Genomic DNA, 18,618 nt, shown 5'->3' on the forward strand with positions numbered 1-18,618 from the left:
TCTATTATAGAACAATTCTGAATTGTTGTATAAAAATTTCTTTTACAGACGTCATTTCCTGTTCAGGATTGTACAATAGCTGTAGCAGTTTAATAGGAGGGTTAGGATGAATAAAAAAATAGCAATCGTAACGGGAGCCTCCAGCGGCTTCGGTCTGCTGGCAGCTGTAAAGCTTGCCCGATCATTTTTCGTGATAGCCACATCAAGACAGCCTGAAAAAGCGGAACAGCTTCGAGAATTGGCTGCAGCACACAATATGTCTGATTCTATTCACATTACAGCTCTCGATGTCACCGATGAACAATCTATAGTCTCATTCGGAAAAGCCGTTAGTGCTTACGCCCCGATCGATTTACTCGTTAACAACGCCGGAACGGCTTATGGAGGATTTATCGAGGATGTGCCGATGGAACATTTCAGACAACAATTTGAAACGAATGTCTTCGGTGTGATCCATGTGACAAAAACCGTTCTGCCTTACATAAGAAAGCATGGCGGCGCAAAGATTATAAACGTGAGCAGCATCAGCGGACTGACCGGATTCCCAGCGCTGTCGCCATATGTTTCTTCTAAGCATGCATTAGAAGGTTTTTCTGAAAGCCTGCGTATCGAGCTGCTTCCGTTCGGTATCGATACCGCTTTGATCGAGCCGGGCTCATACAAGACATCGATCTGGTCAACGTCATTATCAAATTTTATGTCGGTGCCTGCTGACGATTCAGCCTATCATCAATACTATAAAAAGATCCTTTCCTACGTTCAAAAAAACGGAGAAGAAAGCGGAGATCCCCAAGAGGTTGCCGACCTCATTTATCAATTGGCAACAAAACAGCACATAAAGAAATTGCGATACCCGATCGGAAAGGGCATCAAGCTCACCCTGCTATTCCGATCGCTTTTTCCTTGGTCTGCGTGGGAGTCTATCCTGAAGAAAAAGCTATTCAAATAACCTAAATTATAATTATTATAATTTAGTATTGATTTTTATTTAGTATATGATATAATTAAAACAACAGATCACAAGGAGGACGTTATCTTATGAAAACTGAAAACGCAAAAACAAATCAAACATTAGTTGAGAATTCACTGAACACACAATTATCAAACTGGTTTCTTTTATACTCGAAGCTCCACCGTTTCCATTGGTATGTGAAAGGGCCTCATTTCTTTACATTGCACGAGAAATTTGAAGAACTTTATGACCATGCGGCTGAAACAGTCGATACAATCGCTGAGCGCCTGCTGGCGATTGGCGGACAGCCTGTTGCCACAGTGAAAGAATACACTGAGCATGCATCTATCACAGACGGCGGAAACGAAACATCAGCTTCAGAAATGGTACAAGCACTGGTAAACGACTACAAACAAATCAGCAGCGAATCTAAATTCGTGATCGGCCTGGCTGAAGAAAATCAAGACAATGCGACAGCGGACTTGTTTGTCGGATTAATTGAAGAAGTTGAAAAACAAGTGTGGATGCTTTCCTCTTACTTAGGATAAAAAAAGCTGAACCCTATTTTGGGTTCAGCTTTTTGTTTTTTTCTTAGCTTGAACTGCTTTCTGTCTGCTTGGTCAGTGTCGCGTTCAACGTTTTCGTTTTTCCCTTTCGCAGCACTTGGATTGTTGTTTTATCTCCGACTTTTAAGTCTTTGTAAAGGATCTGACGGATATCCGCACTGCTTTCCACGTCTTTACCGTTTAGTTTGACAATGACATCCTCAGATTTAATACCTGCTTTTTCTGCCGGTGAATTTGCTTGAACTTCTTTTACATAAACACCTTTGCCCAATTGATCTCCAAACAGGCCGAGCGTATTTTCCTGATAGGTTTCAGGAACTTGTGACATGTCAATCATCTGCACGCCTAAAAACGGACGGTCCACCTTCCCGTTTTGCAGCAGCTGGTCAACAATCGGCTCGACATCATTGCTTGGGATCGCAAATCCAAGTGATTCCACGCCGCTTTCGCTCACCTTCAAGCTGTTGATGCCGATGACCTGGCCACTTGCATTGATTAATGGGCCTCCGCTGTTCCCCGGATTGATCGCTGCATCGGTTTGCAGCACGTTCATTTCCACCGTCCCTTGTGTTGTATCCACATCAATTGTCCGGTTCAGTCCGCTAATGATGCCTTGTGTCACCGTACCGGAAAACTGCTGTCCGAGCGGGTTACCGATAGCGATTACCTTTTCGCCAGTGCGCAGCTGTGAAGAATCACCAAAGCTCGCCACTTTTTTGACGTTCTTGCTGCTGATTTCCAAAACTGCCAAATCAGTAATGGTATCGCTGCCGACAAGCTTGGCAGTTTCCGTTTCTCCGTTGTATAGCGTAACAGTCAGCTTGTTCGCGCCTTCAACGACATGGTTGTTTGTAATGATATACGCTTTATTGCTGTCTTTTTTGAAAATAACACCTGACCCGGTTCCGCTTTCACTTTCTGAGCTGGAGCCTCCTCCCGTGCCGAATGTGTTATTTTGAGAGGTTTGGATATTTGAGATTCCGACAATCGTAGGCTCTAAATCCTCTACCATATCAGCGATGTTTGATGCGTTCGTTATCGGCGCCGTTGTAAAATTATCAGACTGCACCTGTTTATTTGCGGAAGCGGTCTCGGTCGCCTGATTTTGGTCTGACGGCAGATAAGGCGCGATGCCAAGCATGAGACCCCCGCTGATAATACCGCCTAAAATCGGGCTCAGCCATGCGGCTCTCCGTTTCTTTTCTTTTTTCACAGCCGTTTCTTGCTTTTCCATTTCTAAAGCAGAAGCCGTTTCCTGCCGTCCCGCTTCATACGACTCAGGCGCGTCAAGCAATTCTTGTTCAGAATGTCCAATCAGCTTCTGGTTTTCTGTATTCTGCTGTTCTGTATGTGAAGGTTCAGTTTGATGTTGATCGTTTTGGCCATCACGTCGATAATCCATGTTCTTACACTCCTTTAACGGTTATTCATTTATCGTTACATATTCATCGCATGTACAAGTTCAATTGTCCCAATAATGAGGAGAAAAGCAAAGCACCAAAATAGAATATGTTTGATCATCCTACATCTTCCTCGCTCTTTTTCTCTTCCTTTCTTCCCTTATACATATCATAAACAAACATTGTGGGATAAAAATGAAAAGAATATGTGAAATTATGAAAATTGCCTGCCGTATGTTAAAACTAGTTTATAATGACGTTGAAAGGATGTGAAGAGCCTTGTCATACACCATTTATCTAGTTGAAGATGAGGATAACCTGAATGAACTGCTAACGAAGTATTTAGAGAATGAGGGCTGGAACATTACATCTTTTACGAAAGGTGAAGACGCCAGAAAGAAAATGACACCGTCTCCCCACCTATGGATTCTCGATATCATGCTGCCGGATACCGACGGCTATACATTAATAAAAGAAATCAAGGCGAAAGATCCTGACGTGCCGGTCATTTTTATTTCCGCCCGAGATGCGGATATTGACAGAGTGCTTGGCTTAGAGCTTGGCAGCAATGACTACATTTCAAAGCCGTTTCTGCCGCGGGAGCTGATTATCCGTGTGCAAAAGCTGCTGCAGCTCGTATATAAGGAAGCTCCTCCTGTACAAAAAAATGAAATTGCCGTCTCCTCGTATCGGGTCGCTGAAGACGCCCGCGAGGTCTATGACGAAAACGGGAATATCATCAATTTGACGTCAAAGGAATTTGATCTGCTGCTATTATTTATCCATCATAAAGGGCATCCATACTCTCGTGAGGATATCCTCCTAAAAGTGTGGGGACATGACTACTTCGGAACAGACCGGGTCGTTGATGATCTCGTCCGGAGACTGCGCAGAAAGATGCCTGAATTGAAGGTGGAAACGATTTACGGTTTCGGCTACAGGATGATGTCATCATGAAAAACAAACCGCTCGCGTTTCAGATATGGGTTGTGATATCCGGCATCCTGTTAGCAATATCGATTTTACTGCTAGTGTTATTTTCAAACACGCTGCGCGATTTTTTCACTAATGAAACGTATACGACGATTGAAAATGAGCAGCATGTTCTGACAGAGTACCGCCTGCCAGGTTCGATTGAAAGGCGCTATTACAGCGAGGAAGCGACGGCGCCAACAACTGTCCGCTCCGTACAGCACGTGCTCCTTCCTGAAAATGAAGAGGCTTCTTCAGACAAGGATTTAAGCATTCTGTCATCTTCATTTATCCACAAGGTGTACAAGCTGGCTGATAAGCAGGAAGCTAAAAAGAAACGTTACAGCGCCGACGTCAATGGAGAGAAAGTGTTTTTTGTCATTAAAAAGGGACTTTCCGTCAATGGACAATCAGCGATGATGCTCTCTTACGCGCTTGATTCTTATCGGGACGATTTGGCCTATACCTTGTTCAAACAGCTTCTGTTTATTATAGCTGTCGTCATTTTATTAAGCTGGATTCCGGCTATTTGGCTTGCAAAGTATTTATCAAGGCCTCTTGTATCATTTGAAAAACACGTCAAACGGATTTCTGAACAGGATTGGGATGACCCAGTAAAAGTGGACCGGAAAGATGAAATCGGCAAATTGGGCCATACCATCGAAGAGATGCGCCAAAAGCTTGTGCAAAAGGATGAAACAGAAAGAACTCTATTGCAAAATATCTCTCATGATTTAAAAACGCCGGTCATGGTCATCAGAGGCTATACACAATCAATTAAAGACGGGATTTTTCCTAAAGGAGACCTTGAAAACACTGTAGATGTTATTGAATGCGAAGCTCTTAAGCTGGAGAAAAAAATAAAGGATTTATTATATTTAACGAAGCTGGATTATTTAGCGAAGCAAAAAGTGCAGCACGACATGTTCAGTATTGTGGAAGTGACAGAAGAAGTCATCGAACGATTGAAGTGGGCGCGGAAAGAACTATCGTGGGAAATTGATGTAGAAGAGGATATTTTGATGCCGGGCGATCCGGAGCAATGGAACAAACTCCTCGAAAACATTCTGGAAAATCAAATCCGCTATGCTGAGACAAAAATAGAAATCAGCATGAAACAAGATGATCGAAATATCGTGATCACCATTAAAAATGACGGTCCGCATATTGAAGATGAGATGCTCTCCAGCCTCTATGAGCCTTTTAATAAAGGGAAGAAAGGCGAATTCGGCATTGGTCTAAGCATCGTAAAACGAATTTTAACTCTTCATAAGGCATCTATCTCAATTGAAAATGACAAAACGGGTGTAACATACCGCATAGCAGTGCCAAAATAGACTGTAGATGTTTTGCAGTCTATTTTTTTATGTGAAAGAATAGCCGTTAAAATCTCTGTAATTTGTTTTGAGCGGCTGTTTGCATTGATGAACCCATTTTTTCTCTGACAAGGTCTGCTTCGGATATTTGACTTTCTCCACTTTGATTCCTCTGTTTCGCAAGCGGCTGATCATTTCGTCCAATTCTCTCATTCTAGATTCACCCTTTCGCTTGAGCTTTGACCATTCGGTCATCTCAATTTATAATATAAATAATACATGATAAAAAAACAAGTTACAATAAGGTTAATTTTATAACAGACGGTGTGACTATATGGTCATATCCTAGCAGGCCTCCGGGCTCCGAAAGGGTGGAACCATTGAAGGAAAAAGAAAAACTGATTATTGAAACAGCCTTAAAACTATTTGCCCAAAAAGGATACAACTCAACATCAGTTCAGGAAATCGCAAAAGAATGCAAAATATCTAAAGGCGCTTTTTATATTTATTTTCCTTCGAAAGAAGCGCTTCTTCTCTCTATGCTGAACTACTATTATGATAAAACGTTTACCCGAATTTTAAATATTAAAACGAAGGGCGACAGCCCCAGAACGGCTTACCGTAAACAGCTGACCGTCCTCTATGAAAACATTCTTGAACACAAAGATTTTATCAGTATGCAGTTGAAGGAAGGTTCTCTGCCTTACACAGAAGAAGTGGAGCAATGCGCAAAAAAAATCCGCCAGTCCTCACTTCAATTTCATATCGACAGCCTGCTGAACATCTATGGAAAAAAAGCGGAACCGTACACTGCTGAGCTTTGTTTTTTAATAGAGGGCATCAGCCAGATTTACCTGGAATGCATGATTTTGCTCGGGTACACTGTAAAGCCGTCTCAATTAGCTGATATCATTATGAATCGAATAGATGATATGGTAAAAGGCATGTCTGAACGAAACGATAAGCCTTTCATCACATTGGAAGAGGCGAGTTCTTTATTCGGGCCTCTTACGCACGGACGGCCTGACCCGCTGACTGAATCGATTGTGAAAAGCCTACGTGACAAAATTAACAGCTTAAACACAAACTCCTCTCTTGAATTATCGGAGAGCTTGGACATACTTGAAGCAGAAATGAAGAAAAAAACACCGAAGCTTGTGATCATTAAAGGAATGATTCATAATCTGACGGAGTCTGAAGCTCTCGCCAAAGATGCGGAACAGCTTAAATATTTATTAAAACAGCAACATATTTAGAAGAACGGCTGCTTAAAAAGCAGCCGTTCTTTCTTTCTATTACGCCTTTGGTTTTACCATGTCTTCCGGCTTAACCATTTCGTTAAATTGCTCCTCTGTCAGCAATTCAAGCTTCAAAGCTGCTTCTTTGAGCGTCAATCCCTCTTTATGGGCAAGCTTGGCGATTTTCGCCGCGTTTTCATAACCGATATGCGGGTTCAGCGCCGTAACAAGCATTAATGAATTTGACAGGTTTTCCTGAATGGTTTCTTTATTAGGCTCAATACCGACAGCACATTTATCATGGAATGAATTCATGCCGTCACTGAGCAGCTGCACAGATTGCAGGAAGTTGTAAATAATAACAGGCTTAAACACGTTCAGTTCAAAGTTCCCCTGACTCGCCGCAAAGCCGATTGTCGCATCGTTCCCCATGATTTGCGCTGCGATCATTGTTAACGCTTCGCTTTGTGTCGGGTTGACTTTACCAGGCATAATGGAGCTTCCCGGCTCATTTTCAGGAATGACGATCTCCCCGATGCCGCAGCGAGGTCCGCTTGCGAGCCATCTGACATCGTTCGCGATTTTCATTAAGTCAGCCGCAAGCGCTTTTAATGCGCCATGCGCATAAGTGATTTCGTCATGGCTTGTCAGCGCGTGGAATTTATTCGGCGAGCTGCTGAACGTTTGGCCGGTCAGCTTAGTGATCTCTTCTGAGACAAGCTCTCCAAACTCTGGGTGGGCGTTGATACCCGTTCCGACAGCCGTTCCACCAATTGCAAGCGCACGCATTTTATCTGTCGCTTCCAAAATCATTTCCTTCGAACGGTCCAGCATGTGAACCCATCCGCTGATTTCCTGTCCGAGGGTCAGTGGCGTAGCATCCTGAAGATGCGTGCGTCCGATTTTGACAATATCATTGTATGCTTTTGCTTTTTCATCCAGTGTATTGCGAAGCTGATCAAGCGCCGGCACAAGCTGCTCGTAAACAGCCAAAACAGCGGCAACATGCATCGCAGTCGGGAATGTGTCGTTTGAGCTTTGGCTTCGGTTCACGTCATCATTTGGATGAATCGTTTGATCAGAGTTCTTCTCTTTTAATAAAGCAGTCGCACGGTTGGCTACCACTTCGTTCATGTTCATATTGCTTTGTGTGCCGCTTCCGGTCTGCCATACGACAAGCGGGAAGTTGTCATCGTACTTGCCTTTGAGCACATCATCACAAACCGCTGCAATCGCTTCTGCTTTTTCAGCATCCAGATTGCCGAGGCGTTTATTAGCTAGAGCAGTGCTTCGTTTTAAGATTGCAAACGCCTTCACAACACGCATCGGCATTTTTTCAGAACCGATCTTAAAGTTCTCCTTGCTTCGCTGTGTTTGGGCGCCCCAAAATTTATCAGCAGGAACTTTTACTTCTCCCATGGTGTCTCGTTCAATTCTGTATTCCATTTATGTATCCCTCCATAACGGTTGCTTCAATAGATCATAATTCGCCAATGACACAAAAAATCCTTTTTATTTTTCGATCTTGGCAGATTTTAATTTTAATTCAAGATATACGCGGGAATCCTTTGAATATTTGTATTTTGGATTCGTCCTTCCGTACTCCTTTGATGTATAAGAGACATCATAATGCTGTTCAAATGATCTAATGAGCTGTTCAATTTCTTCTTGTTTTCCAGCTAGCCTTACCTGTGCCACTTCGTCTCCTCCGCTTTCATAAAAAAACTTACTCCATGAAATACTCTAACACAGTATATCATTTTTTTAACAGGAAAAGATAACCTCTACTAAGGTTTTGGATAAGAGGTGACCTCATTGGAACAAACAGAGTTTAAGGAATATATACACGATAATTTAGCATTGGTGCTGCCAAAATTAAAAGAAAACGATGATCTGGTGAAAAACAAAAAAATGCTTGCGAACGGACTGGTTTTTTACTATCTCTATTTCAGTGAACTGACTGATGAGAATAAGGTGTCAGAAGCCATTAAAACTTTAATTAAAGATGAGGAGACCTTAACGCTTGACCAGGTCAAAAAACGCCTTGACCAGCTTGACGCAAGACCTATTGAAACCGCAAAAAAAACGATTGAATCGATTCTCAACGGCAATTGTGCTGTGTTTATCAACGGATTGGATAAAGCCTATATTCTGACCACAGGAAAGAAAAAAACAAGAAGCTTGACAGAGCCGACAACTGAAAAAGTGGTACGCGGCCCAAAAGTTGCGTTTGTAGAGGATATTGATACAAATCTCGCTCTGATCAGACAAAGAACCTCTCATCCGAAATTGATCACCAAAAAAATCATGATCGGCGAAAACAAGCTGAAGCCCGCAGCCATTATGTACATTGAGGGCAAAGCGAAAAAGTCCGTCATAAAAGAAGTGAAGGCGCGGCTTAAAAATATCCAGCTGGAAGATATCCAGGACAGCGGAACGCTCGAGGAGCTCATTGAAGATAATAAATATTCACCATTTCCGCAGATACAAAATACGGAAAGACCTGACAAAGTATCTTCAGCCCTGTTTAACGGCCGTGTGGCAATTTTGGTCGACAGTTCACCATTTGTGCTGCTGGTGCCGGTTTCTCTCGGCATCCTGATGCAATCCCCGGATGACTACTATGAACGCTGGATTTCAGCATCTCTTATCCGGTCGCTGCGCTTTGCTTCTATCTTTATCACCTTGTTTTTGTCATCGATTTATATTGCACTCGTTTCCTTCCATCAGGGGCTGCTGCCGACCGCGCTCGCCGTCACGATTTCGGCGAACAGGGAAAACGTGCCGTTCCCTCCGATATTTGAAGCCCTGCTGATGGAAGTAACCATCGAGCTGCTAAGGGAAGCCGGGCTGCGACTCCCCAATCCGCTCGGACAGACGATCGGCCTCGTAGGGGGCGTGGTCATCGGACAGGCTGCTGTAGAAGCGAATCTCGTCAGTTCGATTATGGTCATTGTCGTCAGTGTCATTGCCCTGGCATCCTTTACCGTTCCTCAATACGGAATGGGTCTGTCTTTCCGGGTGCTGCGTTTTATTTCGATGTTTTCCGCCGCTATTTTAGGACTGTACGGCATTATTTTATTTATGCTTGTCGTTTATACGCACTTAACGAGACAAACGAGCTTTGGGTCTCCGTATTTTTCGCCAAACGGATTCTTTAGCCTGAAAAATACGGATGACTCCATTATCCGTCTCCCAATTAAAAACAAACCAAAAGAGGCGAATAATCCAAATGAGCCAAAAACAGACTCCACTGAAACTTAATACCTTTCAAGGTATTTCTATTGTTGCAAATACAATGCTTGGGGCCGGACTTTTAACATTGCCGCGAGCGCTGACCACTAAGGCTAATACGCCTGACGGCTGGATCACGCTGATATTAGAAGGTTTCATTTTTATTTTCTTCATTTATTTAAACACGCTCATTCAGAAAAAACATCAATACCCTTCACTCTTTGAATATTTGAAGGAAGGGCTTGGGAAATGGATCGGCAGCATCATCGGCCTTTTGATCTGCGGCTATTTCCTCGGCGTAGCCAGCTTCGAGACCCGGGCAATGGCTGAAATGGTGAAGTTTTTCCTGCTGGAGAGAACCCCAATTCAAGTCATTATATTAACGTTTATTTGCTGCGGTATTTATTTAATGGTTGGGGGCTTAAGCGATGTGTCGCGGCTGTTTCCCTTTTATTTAACGGTAACCATTATTATTTTGCTGGTTGTGTTTGGGATCAGTTTTAAAATTTTTGATATCAATAATTTGCGTCCTGTTTTAGGCCAAGGCCTTGGCCCCATTGCAAACTCCCTTACCGTTGTTTCCATCTCTTTTTTAGGAATGGAAGTAATGCTGTTTCTCCCTGAAAATATGAAGAAAAAGAAATACACGTTCAGGTATGCATCTATAGGATTTTTGATTCCGATTATTTTATATATCCTGACGTATATTCTCGTTGTCGGAGCTTTGACCGCTCCCGAGGTGAAAACGCTGATTTGGCCGACTATTTCTCTCTTTCAGTCCTTTGAGCTTAAAGGCATATTTATTGAACGGTTTGAATCCTTTTTACTGGTCGTCTGGATTATCCAGTTTTTCACGACTTTTGTCATTTACGGATATTTTGCCGCTAACGGACTAAAGAAGACGTTTGGGTTATCGACTAAAACAAGCATGGTGATTATCGGCATAACGGTCTTTTATTTTTCTCTCTGGCCGGATGACGCCAATCAAGTCATGATGTACAGCGATTATCTCGGGTACATTTTCGTCTGCCTGTTTCTGCTTCCCTTCATTCTCTTTTTCATTGTAGCTCTCAAGAGGAGGATTACAGCAAAATGAAAATCCGGATTTTATGTATGTTTATATGCACCCTATTGCTGTCCGGATGCTGGGACAGTGAGAATATCGAGGAATTAAGCTTAGTGATCGGAGTAGGGCTAGACAAGCCTGACGATGAAAATTTAGAGCTGACACAGCAAATTCTCGTGCCGAAAAAAATCAGCGCCAAGGAGGGCTCTTCATCTGATCCGACACAGCTTTCTATCACAAAGGGTGAAACTGTCCATCAAATGATGAGAACCTCTGCATTAAAGCATAATCCTACGTTTTCACAGCATTTGCGTCTCATTCTGCTTTCCAAAAGCGTGATTGCGGATCAAATTGGAATGGACGCGATCATTAACCAGTTTGTCAGAGACAACGGAACAAGGAGGAGTTCCTACGTCTTTATCACCAACGGCCGAACTAAGGATATATTTAAAATGAATGATGAAGGTGAACCCGCATCCAACGTGATATATGATCTGACAGAGAATAATAAGGTGACGATCAGAATGATGGAGCCAGTTACATTGGGGGAGATCTCAGAACACTTAACCTCTGACGATTCATTCCTCATCCCTCATGTCGGTAAGGAAAACGGCAAGCTCGCGATAAACGGAGCCTCTATCATCAAAAACAAATTATGGCACCGGGATCTCACCCCGATTGAGATTCAAAATATCAACTTATTTTCAGGCACTGTCGAAGGAGGCGTCATTGACTTGAAGCGCGATGGCCATCTCTTTTCTTATGAAGTATATTCGAGCAATCGGAAGATCAAGACGGCATACAAGGACGGAAAGTTCAAATTCACCGTTACCCGCAATATTGAAGGTCGTCTATCTGAGGACTGGAATCCCAATGAAGACTCGTTTAAGGATTCATATATTAAAAGTATTGAAAAGACAGTCGAAAAACGAGTACACGAAACAGTAACGTCATTTATTACAGAGAAGCTGCAGAAAGAGATCAAAGCGGACGTAACCGGGCTGGGAAACGAGGTCAGAATTCATTATCCTCAAAAGTGGAAAAAGATTTCAAGAAAATGGGATGATGATTATTTCAGCAATGCGGAAATAGACTACCGGGTCAATGTGGTTGTCAGAGACTTCGGAACGAAAGGCGCCAACAAATAGCAGCCGCCTATTTTACGAGATGGTTTCGATGTGCGTATACCGCCGCCTGCGTCCGGTCACTGACATCCAGCTTTGATAAAATATTGGTAATATGTGTTTTGACTGTTTTAATCGTAATAAACAGTTCCTCGCCTATTTCTTTGTTTGTCTTTCCTTCTGCGATCAGGCAGAGTATTTCGAGCTCCCGTTTCGTAAGCGATTCATGCGGGAGCGCGTTTTCACCTGAGTGGCGCAGCCTGGATAATACTTTTCCCGCCACTTTTGACTCCAGCTTCGGCTCTCCCTTGCTTGCGGCGCGGATGGCATCGGCGATTTCTGCCGCTTTTGAGGTTTTCAACAGATAGCTGAGCGCGCCAGCTTCAATAACCGGGTACACTTTGTCATCATCAATGAAGCTAGTGAGTACAATAATTTTCGGGTCGGAAAGCTCCCGGCAAATTTGCTTTGTAGCTTCAATGCCATCCATGCCCTCCATGACAAGGTCCATTAAAATGACATCAGGCGACAGTTCCACAGCAAGCCGAACACCTTCGCTGCCGTCCGATGCTTCGCCGATGACTTCAATATCGGGCTGCGCCTCCAAAAAAGCCGCGAGCCCCATTCTGACCATTTCATGATCATCAATCAATAATACTCGAATCACGTTCGTTCTCTCCTTTTTCTTCCGGGAAAATCGGGACCTTCACTTCGATTTGAGTGCCTTTTCCTTCTACTGAAATCACTTCGGCGACCCCGCCGATTTCACTTGCACGTTCTTTCATAGAATTCAATCCGTATGAGGATGCTTTCACCTGGTCCATTTTGAAGCCTTTTCCATTATCAATCACCTTCAGACGGAGCTGGCTGTTCTTTATGCCCAGAATCACGGTTACTTTTGACGCTTTTGAATGTCTAAATACGTTTGAAAGGGCCTCCTGCACAATTCTGAACAAATGGTCTTCAACACCCTTGGATATCGCTGTGTCCTGTATATCCCACTCAATATCAATCGGCTGCTTTTTTCGGAACTCGTCCAAAAGCTCCGTAAGGCCCTCCTTCAGCCCTTTTCCTTCAAGAGTAACAGGCCGTAAATGGAGCAGCAGCGCCCTCATCTCATTTTGGGCTTCGCCTGCCATATGCTCGACCATCTTGATCCGCTTGACTGTTTTATCATCAGCATCCTTGACATGTTCCAGCACGGCTGATGTCATCATCGATATGGCAAAGAGCTGCTGGCTGACCGCGTCATGAAGATCTCTGGCTAATCGCTGGCGTTCTTCTGAGATAACCGACTTCTTCATTTGCGCCTGCCATTCCGCACGTTCATTGGAAAGTTTCTGCAGGGATGCGACTTGAAGCTCCACGCGCTTCGCCATTTCGTTCAGCTGATCAGCGGCCAGGCCGATTTCATCATCACCGAGCGGCGGTATCCGATAAGCGAAATTGCCGTTTTCAAAGGTTAAAATGGATTCAATTAATGTATCAATCCTTGCCTTCAACCGGTTGCCGTACATATACCCTGAGGCGAAACCGACGGTCACGCTGATCAGAAGCAAAATCAGGATAAACGGAATTCCGAACCAGCTTGATGACAGCAAAACAAGCGGATCGAGCCGATAGTAAAACATCATAAAAGAAATCAGGCAAACAAAAAGGAGCAGGCTGATTCCCGTTGTCATGCGGATGGCGCGCCATTGGAGGCTGGCAAGCATTTTTTTTCTCATACGTACTTCACATCCACATCACCGATAAATAAAGAAACGGACACTTTGACCCGGCGCTTTGACTCGCTGAAATCGGTTGACGCGGCATATACCTTCGTGCTTAATCCGCTTTTCTTCGAGCCAATCAGATTGATGTCTCCTATAAAAACAGCCGAGCTGACAGCCACTTCAAGGTCCGATGGTACATATATATCAACGTTTCCAATGACTCCGCTAATGACGATTGTGCTTTCTCCCTCGGGAATCATCGCTTTAGACAAATCGATTTTGATATCACCGATAAAACCAGAGACATTTAAATCATTCAGGTCAAACGGCTGCTTCATCATTTGCAGCTCTCCGATAAAAAAGCTGCGCATGTCGGGATGTTTTACATCTTTTGGCGTCTCATGATGTTCTTTTTTATTGAGATTGACCTGTTTCTCATTCGGTTCAAATATCGGCTTCCCTTTGATAAGCCTGTAGCCGGCGTAAATCAGAAATGCGGCAAACGCATAGCCGAATAAATTAAAGGTGATGCTGAAGAGGTTTTTCAAAAATAGAAACGCGGCAAAGATATACATGACGGAGCCAAGCCAATCACGGGAATATTTTTTAAGGAAATAGCCGGCAATCAGAAAAAAGAGCGGCCAAAACAGCAGATCGCCTATTCCGATAATTTGCAAAAACATACTGATGCCGAATAAAGCAATGATCAATCCGAGAAGCTGTTTTTTTGTCATTCCTGGTGTCCGCCTCCTTTCTTCTGCCTGGTGCTACCGTATCGCTAGATCCCCGCTGTCCGTTTTAATGTCGATTGGATGCCGGCCGCTTCCTTGCGTGCCTGTGATGTGATGCTGCTCTTTATGTGCTTTATCAGCAAATGAATACGGCGAACTGACGTCACCGCTCGCTGATTTCGCTTTGACTGTAAAGCTGCCGTTTTTGGGAAGGCTTAGATTGGCATCACCGCTTGTCAGCGTGACAGATACGGGACCGGTTATCTTTGTCAATACAGCATTAAAATCTCCTGAAGTCATTTTCACATCAAGAGAGCCTGATACATGAACCAGATTTGCGTCCCCTGAAGCTAAATCAATGCCGGATGTTTTGGAGACGGTATTTGAAATGGTTACATCCCCCGATGACGCCTTCACTTTCAGGTCTTGAAGGCGGACGTCCGTCACGCTCGCATTTCCGCTCGCAGATACTGTGTTCAGCCTGGAAAGCGCAAGATGGTCATTTCCGACCACAGACACGTCCCCGCTTGAGGTTCGTACTGCCAGATCACCTTTATAATCATACGGAAGCCTGACGATAAGAGTTGAACGGTTAAACCCATTCAAAAATTGAAATTCTTTTTCCTTTACGGTCAGCTCCAGTTTTCTATTGTTTTCAGTAACAAATAACTTTCCTGAGTCTCCTGAAATGCCTGCCGATATGTCACTTCGTTCTTCCGCTATAATCCGGACATCCTTGCTATCCGACTCAATGACCATGCTGTCAATGTCCCGCGGCGATGCGCTGGCTGAATCGGCTTCTGTGCCATTTATGAAACCCAGGCCTGCAGCAAACACATCTTTTACGACGACGGCGAAAAAAACCAGAATACCGGCAGTGATCAACAGTTTGCCAAGCATTTTTTTCATTCGGTTTCATCCTTCTCATTCATTCTATTATAAAGGAAAAGCTTGCGAATTGATACGTGCGGAAGGGAAGGACTTGACCGCAAATCCTTCCCCGTTCCGCTTATTCATTTGCCGCTTTTGTCTGGTCTGATTTTTGCAGTGAAAGTGTCCGCATTTTTTCAATCTCCGCTTCCACATCGTCTGCGAATTCTTTACGTGTAAGTTCTGTGCCGGCTTCCGCTGACTTTGAATAATTCGCGCGGATTTCCATTTCTTCAATACGATTTTCAATACGTAAAAATTCACGATACGCGCTTTCACTGTCAATTTTGTCAAATGTCGTATTCATATGCTCTTTAGCTTTCGCCGCATTTGCCCGCGCAATCAGCGCCTGTTTTTTATCCTTTACGTCCTGAAGCTTTGTTTCAAGTGCCGCCAGCTGCTCTTTCAGGTCAGCCAGCTGACTGTTAGCCTGTTCATAGGAAGCTTTATGCTCAGCCGCCTTCCCTTCTAAATACTTCATTTCAGTCAGCGCCTTTTTCGCCAGTTCTTCTTCACCTGCGTCAAATGCGAGCTGTGCCTGATTTTTCCGTTTGCCAGCCACTTCAGCGGCTTCTTCATATTTTTTCTTAAATTGATAGGCAATCGTGTGCTGTTTCACAATTGTTTGCTTTGCTTTTGCGATGTCGCTTTCCATATCGCGTACATATTGATTCAGCATCACCTTTGGATTCTCCATTTTATCAAGTCCTTCATGAACTGACGCAACAAACATGTCTCTGATTCTTTTTAATACCATACCTAATTCCTCCTAATATATTGATATTATTTTTTCTTCAAAAATTCTTCCCATTCGTCATCAAAGTGAGATTGGTAGGCAGCAGAAGCCGGTTCAGGATCAAAAGATGATACACCGTTATCAGCTGATCCGTTTTTCATCAGCTTCCAGCCGTAATAAACCATAGCGGCTGCCAATGCGATTCCGACGACAAACGGAAGTGAGCAGATGAGCATAATGGCTCCGATACCGCCCACGATGATTCCCGTGATGGTTTTTCCCGCGGCAAACCTTTTGACTCCTGCGTATGTCATTAAGCCCCCGATGGCGAGCGGGATGATAAAGCCGAAGCTTCCTCCTCCAAAAAAGACAGAGATCCCAAATACAATTAATAAGAATCCGCCTATTGTTTTCTTGTTTATCTTCATGCAGATCCTCCTTTCGTTTTCCTTGTCTTCATCTTATACAAGTTGGAAGATATGCAAAACGAATCAGAGATTGATTTTTATATAAGACCGGAGTCGTATCTGGCACCGGACCCATCGGCACAAAAAAACGCCATGCACGAGGCATGGCGTTTCAAAACCCTTTACAGATGAACACTTGCTTCCCTTTCTTTAATCAGGTCGGACCTTTCTGCTTTGGCCAGTTTTGTAAACAGCAAGATTCCGATACCCGCAATAATTTCTACAATCCCGCCGACAGCGATCACTTTACCTGAGCCGAAAGCATTTGCGGCATACCCGCAAATGACAGCTCCGGCAGGGATCGAAATATTGGAGATCATATGTATAACGGCGTAAACCTGCGGCTGATCCTCACTATCCACAGACGTCTGGATAATCGTGTACTCAGGAACATTAACAGCACTGACTGCGGCGCCAAAGGTAAAAGCAGCGAAAAAGACGAGCGGCAAAAATGTATTCATCCCGGTAATAAAGAAAGCAAATCCTTCAATAATGCCGGCAGTGACGAATAACAAGCCGTACCTGTTTACTTTGACTTTCGCCAGCACAAACCCTAATAAAAACGCGCCCGCGGCGGTGGTGGCCTTTAAAAGCGAGTATACAATCGGCTGGCCGTTTAAATCTTCCGCAACGTATACGGCAGAGAGCGCTTCCCATGGGGCAGCCGCGAAATTCATAAAGATACAGTAAATGGCGAGCGGATATAAAATCTGGTGTTTTCTGACGAGCCTAAAGCCGCGTTTCAGTCTTCCGATATATGTTCCTCTCTGTGTAACAACCGCAGACTCTGATTGAGATTCAACCGCAGTGTACTTAATAAAAAGAACGAGAAAACCCGACACCAAATAGAGCACAAGTGCGATAAGCATGGTATAAGAAGGACTGATAAATGTAAGAAAAGCGCCGCATAATGTGACAGCCCCGAGCCTGACAATTTGAGCGGAGGATTGCAGCACAGCGTTTGCTTTTTGAATGCCCTGTTCATTTACGATTTGAGGAATCAAAGCGATAGAGGCGGGATTGTAGGCAGCTCCAGTAGCTGAATGCACAATCATAAGCGTCATGACAAACCACAGCGGAGAGAAGCCCGCAAAATGACATAGAGGGATAATCAAAACAATCGCCGCCCTTGTCAGATCTGAAAAGTACATCCAAAATTTCAGCGTGGTCTGTTTCATAAAAGGCCCCGTCACAGGCGCCAGAACGGCTTCCGGCAAAAACGTGACAGCAATCAATAAAGCAGTGCCGATCGCACCTTTGCCGTCATAAATTAAAAACCATAATATTGAATTAAATGCGAACATATCGCCGGATATCTTGACTATTCTTGAGAAAAACAGATAATTGAAATTTCTCTTCCAGATGCTATCACTTTCAATTAAATTCACCATCCATCAGAGCCCCCCGTTGCCTATTTTTTACATCTATTTATTACAATATCTCATTTTTCCATTTTTCAGTCAATAATTCATAAGGTTCATTTTTTGTCGTAAAATGGGAAATTGACAGAGTGAAAAACAAAAAAAGCCGGCATGTATTTGAACACGCCGGCTTTCGTTTTCACTTTTTATGATTCACTGCTGTCTCGGTCCCGAAACACAATGGCACTTCTTTCATATTCTACATCGCCAATACCGTTTCTTGCATTCACAACCCGTGCGGCGGCAAAGAAATAATCGGACAGACGATTGAGATAACGCAGCACTGTTTCATGAATCTCCTCCGATTTCATCAGCGCCACCACTCTTCGTTCTGCCCGCCTAGTAATGGTGCGCGCGATATGGAGAAGCGAAGCACCCTTTGATCCGCCTGGAAGAATAAATTTCTTCAGTTCCGGTGCTTCTGCTGTATAGGCATCAATGCGCGTTTCTAAAAAGGAAACAGATTCTTCCGTTAGTTTGTAGTCTTTTCTTTCTGTGACGATTGCCAGATCGCCTCCGCAGTCAAACAGCCCATGCTGGATGGTCAGCAGCTCGGCTGTCAGATCTTCAAAGCCGGGCTGCCCGGAAAGCTCTGCCAAAGCAAGCCCGATAAAGCTGTTAAGCTCGTCAATCGTGCCGTAGCTTTCGACGCGTAGGCTGTCCTTGTCCGTTCTGCCCCCGACTAAGCCCGTTTGTCCCTTATCGCCTGTTTTTGTATATAGTTTCATACCCTGAATCTCCTTTACAGAC

General features: G+C 43.9%; 20 protein-coding genes. 8 read left to right on the top strand and 12 right to left on the bottom strand.

Translation table 11 applies throughout. The annotated features are described in order from the left end of the window. Positions 1 to 106: 106 nt before the first annotated feature. Both ACZ07B_RS13385 and mrgA read left to right on the top strand, forming a co-directional pair. Positions 107 to 949: an SDR family oxidoreductase gene (locus ACZ07B_RS13385; protein ID WP_464877309.1), complete on the top strand. Its 843-nt coding sequence runs from the start codon at positions 107 to 109 to the stop codon at positions 947 to 949. A gap of 89 nt (positions 950 to 1,038) precedes the next feature. Next, complete coding sequence (gene mrgA / locus ACZ07B_RS13390) at positions 1,039 to 1,500, top strand: metalloregulation DNA-binding stress protein MgrA (RefSeq protein ID WP_003228537.1); 462 nt, start codon at positions 1,039 to 1,041, stop codon at positions 1,498 to 1,500. A gap of 43 nt (positions 1,501 to 1,543) precedes the next feature. On the opposite strand, the gene htrB is transcribed toward mrgA, so the two are convergent. Beyond that, positions 1,544 to 2,920: a serine protease Do-like protein HtrB gene (gene htrB / locus ACZ07B_RS13395; RefSeq protein WP_464877310.1), complete on the bottom strand. Its 1,377-nt coding sequence runs from the start codon at positions 2,918 to 2,920 to the stop codon at positions 1,544 to 1,546. A 277-nt stretch (positions 2,921 to 3,197) separates the two neighbouring features. Here htrB and cssR point away from each other — a divergent pair, with 277 nt between their 5' ends. Next, positions 3,198 to 3,875 (top strand): secretion stress-responsive two-component system response regulator CssR, encoded by a 678-nt coding sequence (gene cssR, locus ACZ07B_RS13400; protein WP_003228529.1) that lies wholly within the window; start codon positions 3,198 to 3,200, stop codon positions 3,873 to 3,875. Beyond that, complete coding sequence (gene cssS, locus ACZ07B_RS13405; RefSeq protein ID WP_003228527.1) at positions 3,872 to 5,227, top strand: secretion stress-responsive two-component system sensor histidine kinase CssS; 1,356 nt, start codon at positions 3,872 to 3,874, stop codon at positions 5,225 to 5,227. Before cssR ends, cssS begins: the two co-directional genes overlap by 4 nt. 27 nt (positions 5,228 to 5,254) lie before the next feature. On the opposite strand, the gene spxO is transcribed toward cssS, so the two are convergent. Further along, positions 5,255 to 5,419 (bottom strand): anti-adapter protein SpxO, encoded by a 165-nt coding sequence (gene spxO / locus ACZ07B_RS13410; protein WP_003221681.1) that lies wholly within the window; start codon positions 5,417 to 5,419, stop codon positions 5,255 to 5,257. A gap of 167 nt (positions 5,420 to 5,586) precedes the next feature. On the opposite strand from spxO, the gene ACZ07B_RS13415 reads away from it, so the two are divergent. Then, complete coding sequence (locus tag ACZ07B_RS13415; protein WP_064671601.1) at positions 5,587 to 6,462, top strand: TetR/AcrR family transcriptional regulator; 876 nt, start codon at positions 5,587 to 5,589, stop codon at positions 6,460 to 6,462. Between the two features lie 39 nt (positions 6,463 to 6,501). Here the strand turns inward: ACZ07B_RS13415 and fumC are convergent, their stop codons facing one another. Continuing rightward, positions 6,502 to 7,890: a class II fumarate hydratase gene (gene fumC, locus ACZ07B_RS13420; protein WP_003228523.1), complete on the bottom strand. Its 1,389-nt coding sequence runs from the start codon at positions 7,888 to 7,890 to the stop codon at positions 6,502 to 6,504. Positions 7,891 to 7,956: 66 nt separating this feature from the next. Beyond that, positions 7,957 to 8,142 carry a YvzF family protein gene (locus tag ACZ07B_RS13425; protein ID WP_003244599.1) on the bottom strand — a complete coding sequence of 62 codons (186 nt, stop codon included), beginning with the start codon at positions 8,140 to 8,142 and terminating at the stop codon, positions 7,957 to 7,959. Positions 8,143 to 8,259: 117 nt separating this feature from the next. Between ACZ07B_RS13425 and gerAA the strand changes: the two genes are divergently transcribed. From gerAA to gerAC, 3 genes are read left to right on the top strand one after another with little or no spacing between them, the layout of a single operon-like run. Continuing rightward, on the top strand, positions 8,260 to 9,708 hold the full coding sequence (gene gerAA, locus ACZ07B_RS13430) for a spore germination receptor protein GerAA (protein ID WP_014477941.1): 1,449 nt from the start codon (positions 8,260 to 8,262) through the stop codon (positions 9,706 to 9,708). Beyond that, the gene (gene gerAB / locus ACZ07B_RS13435) at positions 9,677 to 10,774 is read left to right on the top strand and encodes a spore germination receptor protein GerAB (protein WP_464877311.1); all 1,098 of its coding nucleotides are present in this window, start codon (positions 9,677 to 9,679) and stop codon (positions 10,772 to 10,774) included. The genes gerAA and gerAB overlap by 32 nt, the downstream gene beginning before the upstream one ends. Then, positions 10,771 to 11,892, top strand: coding sequence for a spore germination receptor protein GerAC (gene gerAC, locus ACZ07B_RS13440; protein WP_124059076.1), 1,122 nt, complete (start codon positions 10,771 to 10,773; stop codon positions 11,890 to 11,892). The genes gerAB and gerAC overlap by 4 nt, the downstream gene beginning before the upstream one ends. 7 nt (positions 11,893 to 11,899) lie before the next feature. Here the strand turns inward: gerAC and liaR are convergent, their stop codons facing one another. From liaR to ACZ07B_RS13480, 8 genes are all read right to left on the bottom strand, one after another. After that, positions 11,900 to 12,535, bottom strand: a complete 636-nt coding sequence (liaR, locus tag ACZ07B_RS13445; RefSeq protein ID WP_123373831.1) for a two-component system response regulator LiaR — start codon at positions 12,533 to 12,535, stop codon at positions 11,900 to 11,902. Then, entirely contained in the window at positions 12,513 to 13,595 is a 1,083-nt protein-coding gene (liaS, locus tag ACZ07B_RS13450) for a two-component system sensor histidine kinase LiaS (protein WP_464877312.1), read from the bottom strand. The genes liaR and liaS overlap by 23 nt, the downstream gene beginning before the upstream one ends. Beyond that, entirely contained in the window at positions 13,592 to 14,317 is a 726-nt protein-coding gene (gene liaF / locus ACZ07B_RS13455) for a LiaRS two-component regulatory system accessory protein LiaF (protein ID WP_100505807.1), read from the bottom strand. Before liaF ends, liaS begins: the two co-directional genes overlap by 4 nt. Positions 14,318 to 14,350: 33 nt before the next feature. Beyond that, on the bottom strand, positions 14,351 to 15,223 hold the full coding sequence (gene liaG, locus ACZ07B_RS13460) for a LiaG family protein (protein WP_464877313.1): 873 nt from the start codon (positions 15,221 to 15,223) through the stop codon (positions 14,351 to 14,353). Between the two features lie 100 nt (positions 15,224 to 15,323). Beyond that, complete coding sequence (gene liaH, locus ACZ07B_RS13465) at positions 15,324 to 16,001, bottom strand: stress responsive protein LiaH (protein WP_003243047.1); 678 nt, start codon at positions 15,999 to 16,001, stop codon at positions 15,324 to 15,326. 26 nt (positions 16,002 to 16,027) lie between these two features. Then, positions 16,028 to 16,408, bottom strand: a complete 381-nt coding sequence (liaI, locus tag ACZ07B_RS13470; protein WP_038829327.1) for a cell envelope stress-induced membrane anchor protein LiaI — start codon at positions 16,406 to 16,408, stop codon at positions 16,028 to 16,030. A gap of 161 nt (positions 16,409 to 16,569) precedes the next feature. Next, the gene (locus tag ACZ07B_RS13475; protein ID WP_003244338.1) at positions 16,570 to 17,838 is read right to left on the bottom strand and encodes an MFS transporter; all 1,269 of its coding nucleotides are present in this window, start codon (positions 17,836 to 17,838) and stop codon (positions 16,570 to 16,572) included. Between the two features lie 176 nt (positions 17,839 to 18,014). After that, positions 18,015 to 18,596: a cob(I)yrinic acid a,c-diamide adenosyltransferase gene (locus ACZ07B_RS13480; protein ID WP_464877314.1), complete on the bottom strand. Its 582-nt coding sequence runs from the start codon at positions 18,594 to 18,596 to the stop codon at positions 18,015 to 18,017. Positions 18,597 to 18,618 lie beyond the last annotated feature (22 nt).

This window comes from Bacillus sp. 9.4, assembly GCF_055486415.1.

Coding starts and splice junctions, on each gene's coding strand:
- htrB (WP_464877310.1), bottom strand. CDS start 2,920: ATGGATTATCGACGTGATGGCCAAAACGATCAACATCAAACTGAACCT.
- liaS (WP_464877312.1), bottom strand. CDS start 13,595: ATGAGAAAAAAAATGCTTGCCAGCCTCCAATGGCGCGCCATCCGCATG.
- fumC (WP_003228523.1), bottom strand. CDS start 7,890: ATGGAATACAGAATTGAACGAGACACCATGGGAGAAGTAAAAGTTCCT.
- cssS (WP_003228527.1), top strand. CDS start 3,872: ATGAAAAACAAACCGCTCGCGTTTCAGATATGGGTTGTGATATCCGGC.
- ACZ07B_RS13475 (WP_003244338.1), bottom strand. CDS start 17,838: ATGGTGAATTTAATTGAAAGTGATAGCATCTGGAAGAGAAATTTCAAT.
- spxO (WP_003221681.1), bottom strand. CDS start 5,419: ATGAGAGAATTGGACGAAATGATCAGCCGCTTGCGAAACAGAGGAATC.
- ACZ07B_RS13385 (WP_464877309.1), top strand. CDS start 107: ATGAATAAAAAAATAGCAATCGTAACGGGAGCCTCCAGCGGCTTCGGT.
- liaG (WP_464877313.1), bottom strand. CDS start 15,223: ATGAAAAAAATGCTTGGCAAACTGTTGATCACTGCCGGTATTCTGGTT.
- gerAC (WP_124059076.1), top strand. CDS start 10,771: ATGAAAATCCGGATTTTATGTATGTTTATATGCACCCTATTGCTGTCC.
- gerAB (WP_464877311.1), top strand. CDS start 9,677: ATGAGCCAAAAACAGACTCCACTGAAACTTAATACCTTTCAAGGTATT.
- liaF (WP_100505807.1), bottom strand. CDS start 14,317: ATGACAAAAAAACAGCTTCTCGGATTGATCATTGCTTTATTCGGCATC.
- liaI (WP_038829327.1), bottom strand. CDS start 16,408: ATGAAGATAAACAAGAAAACAATAGGCGGATTCTTATTAATTGTATTT.
- liaH (WP_003243047.1), bottom strand. CDS start 16,001: ATGGTATTAAAAAGAATCAGAGACATGTTTGTTGCGTCAGTTCATGAA.
- ACZ07B_RS13480 (WP_464877314.1), bottom strand. CDS start 18,596: ATGAAACTATATACAAAAACAGGCGATAAGGGACAAACGGGCTTAGTC.
- mrgA (WP_003228537.1), top strand. CDS start 1,039: ATGAAAACTGAAAACGCAAAAACAAATCAAACATTAGTTGAGAATTCA.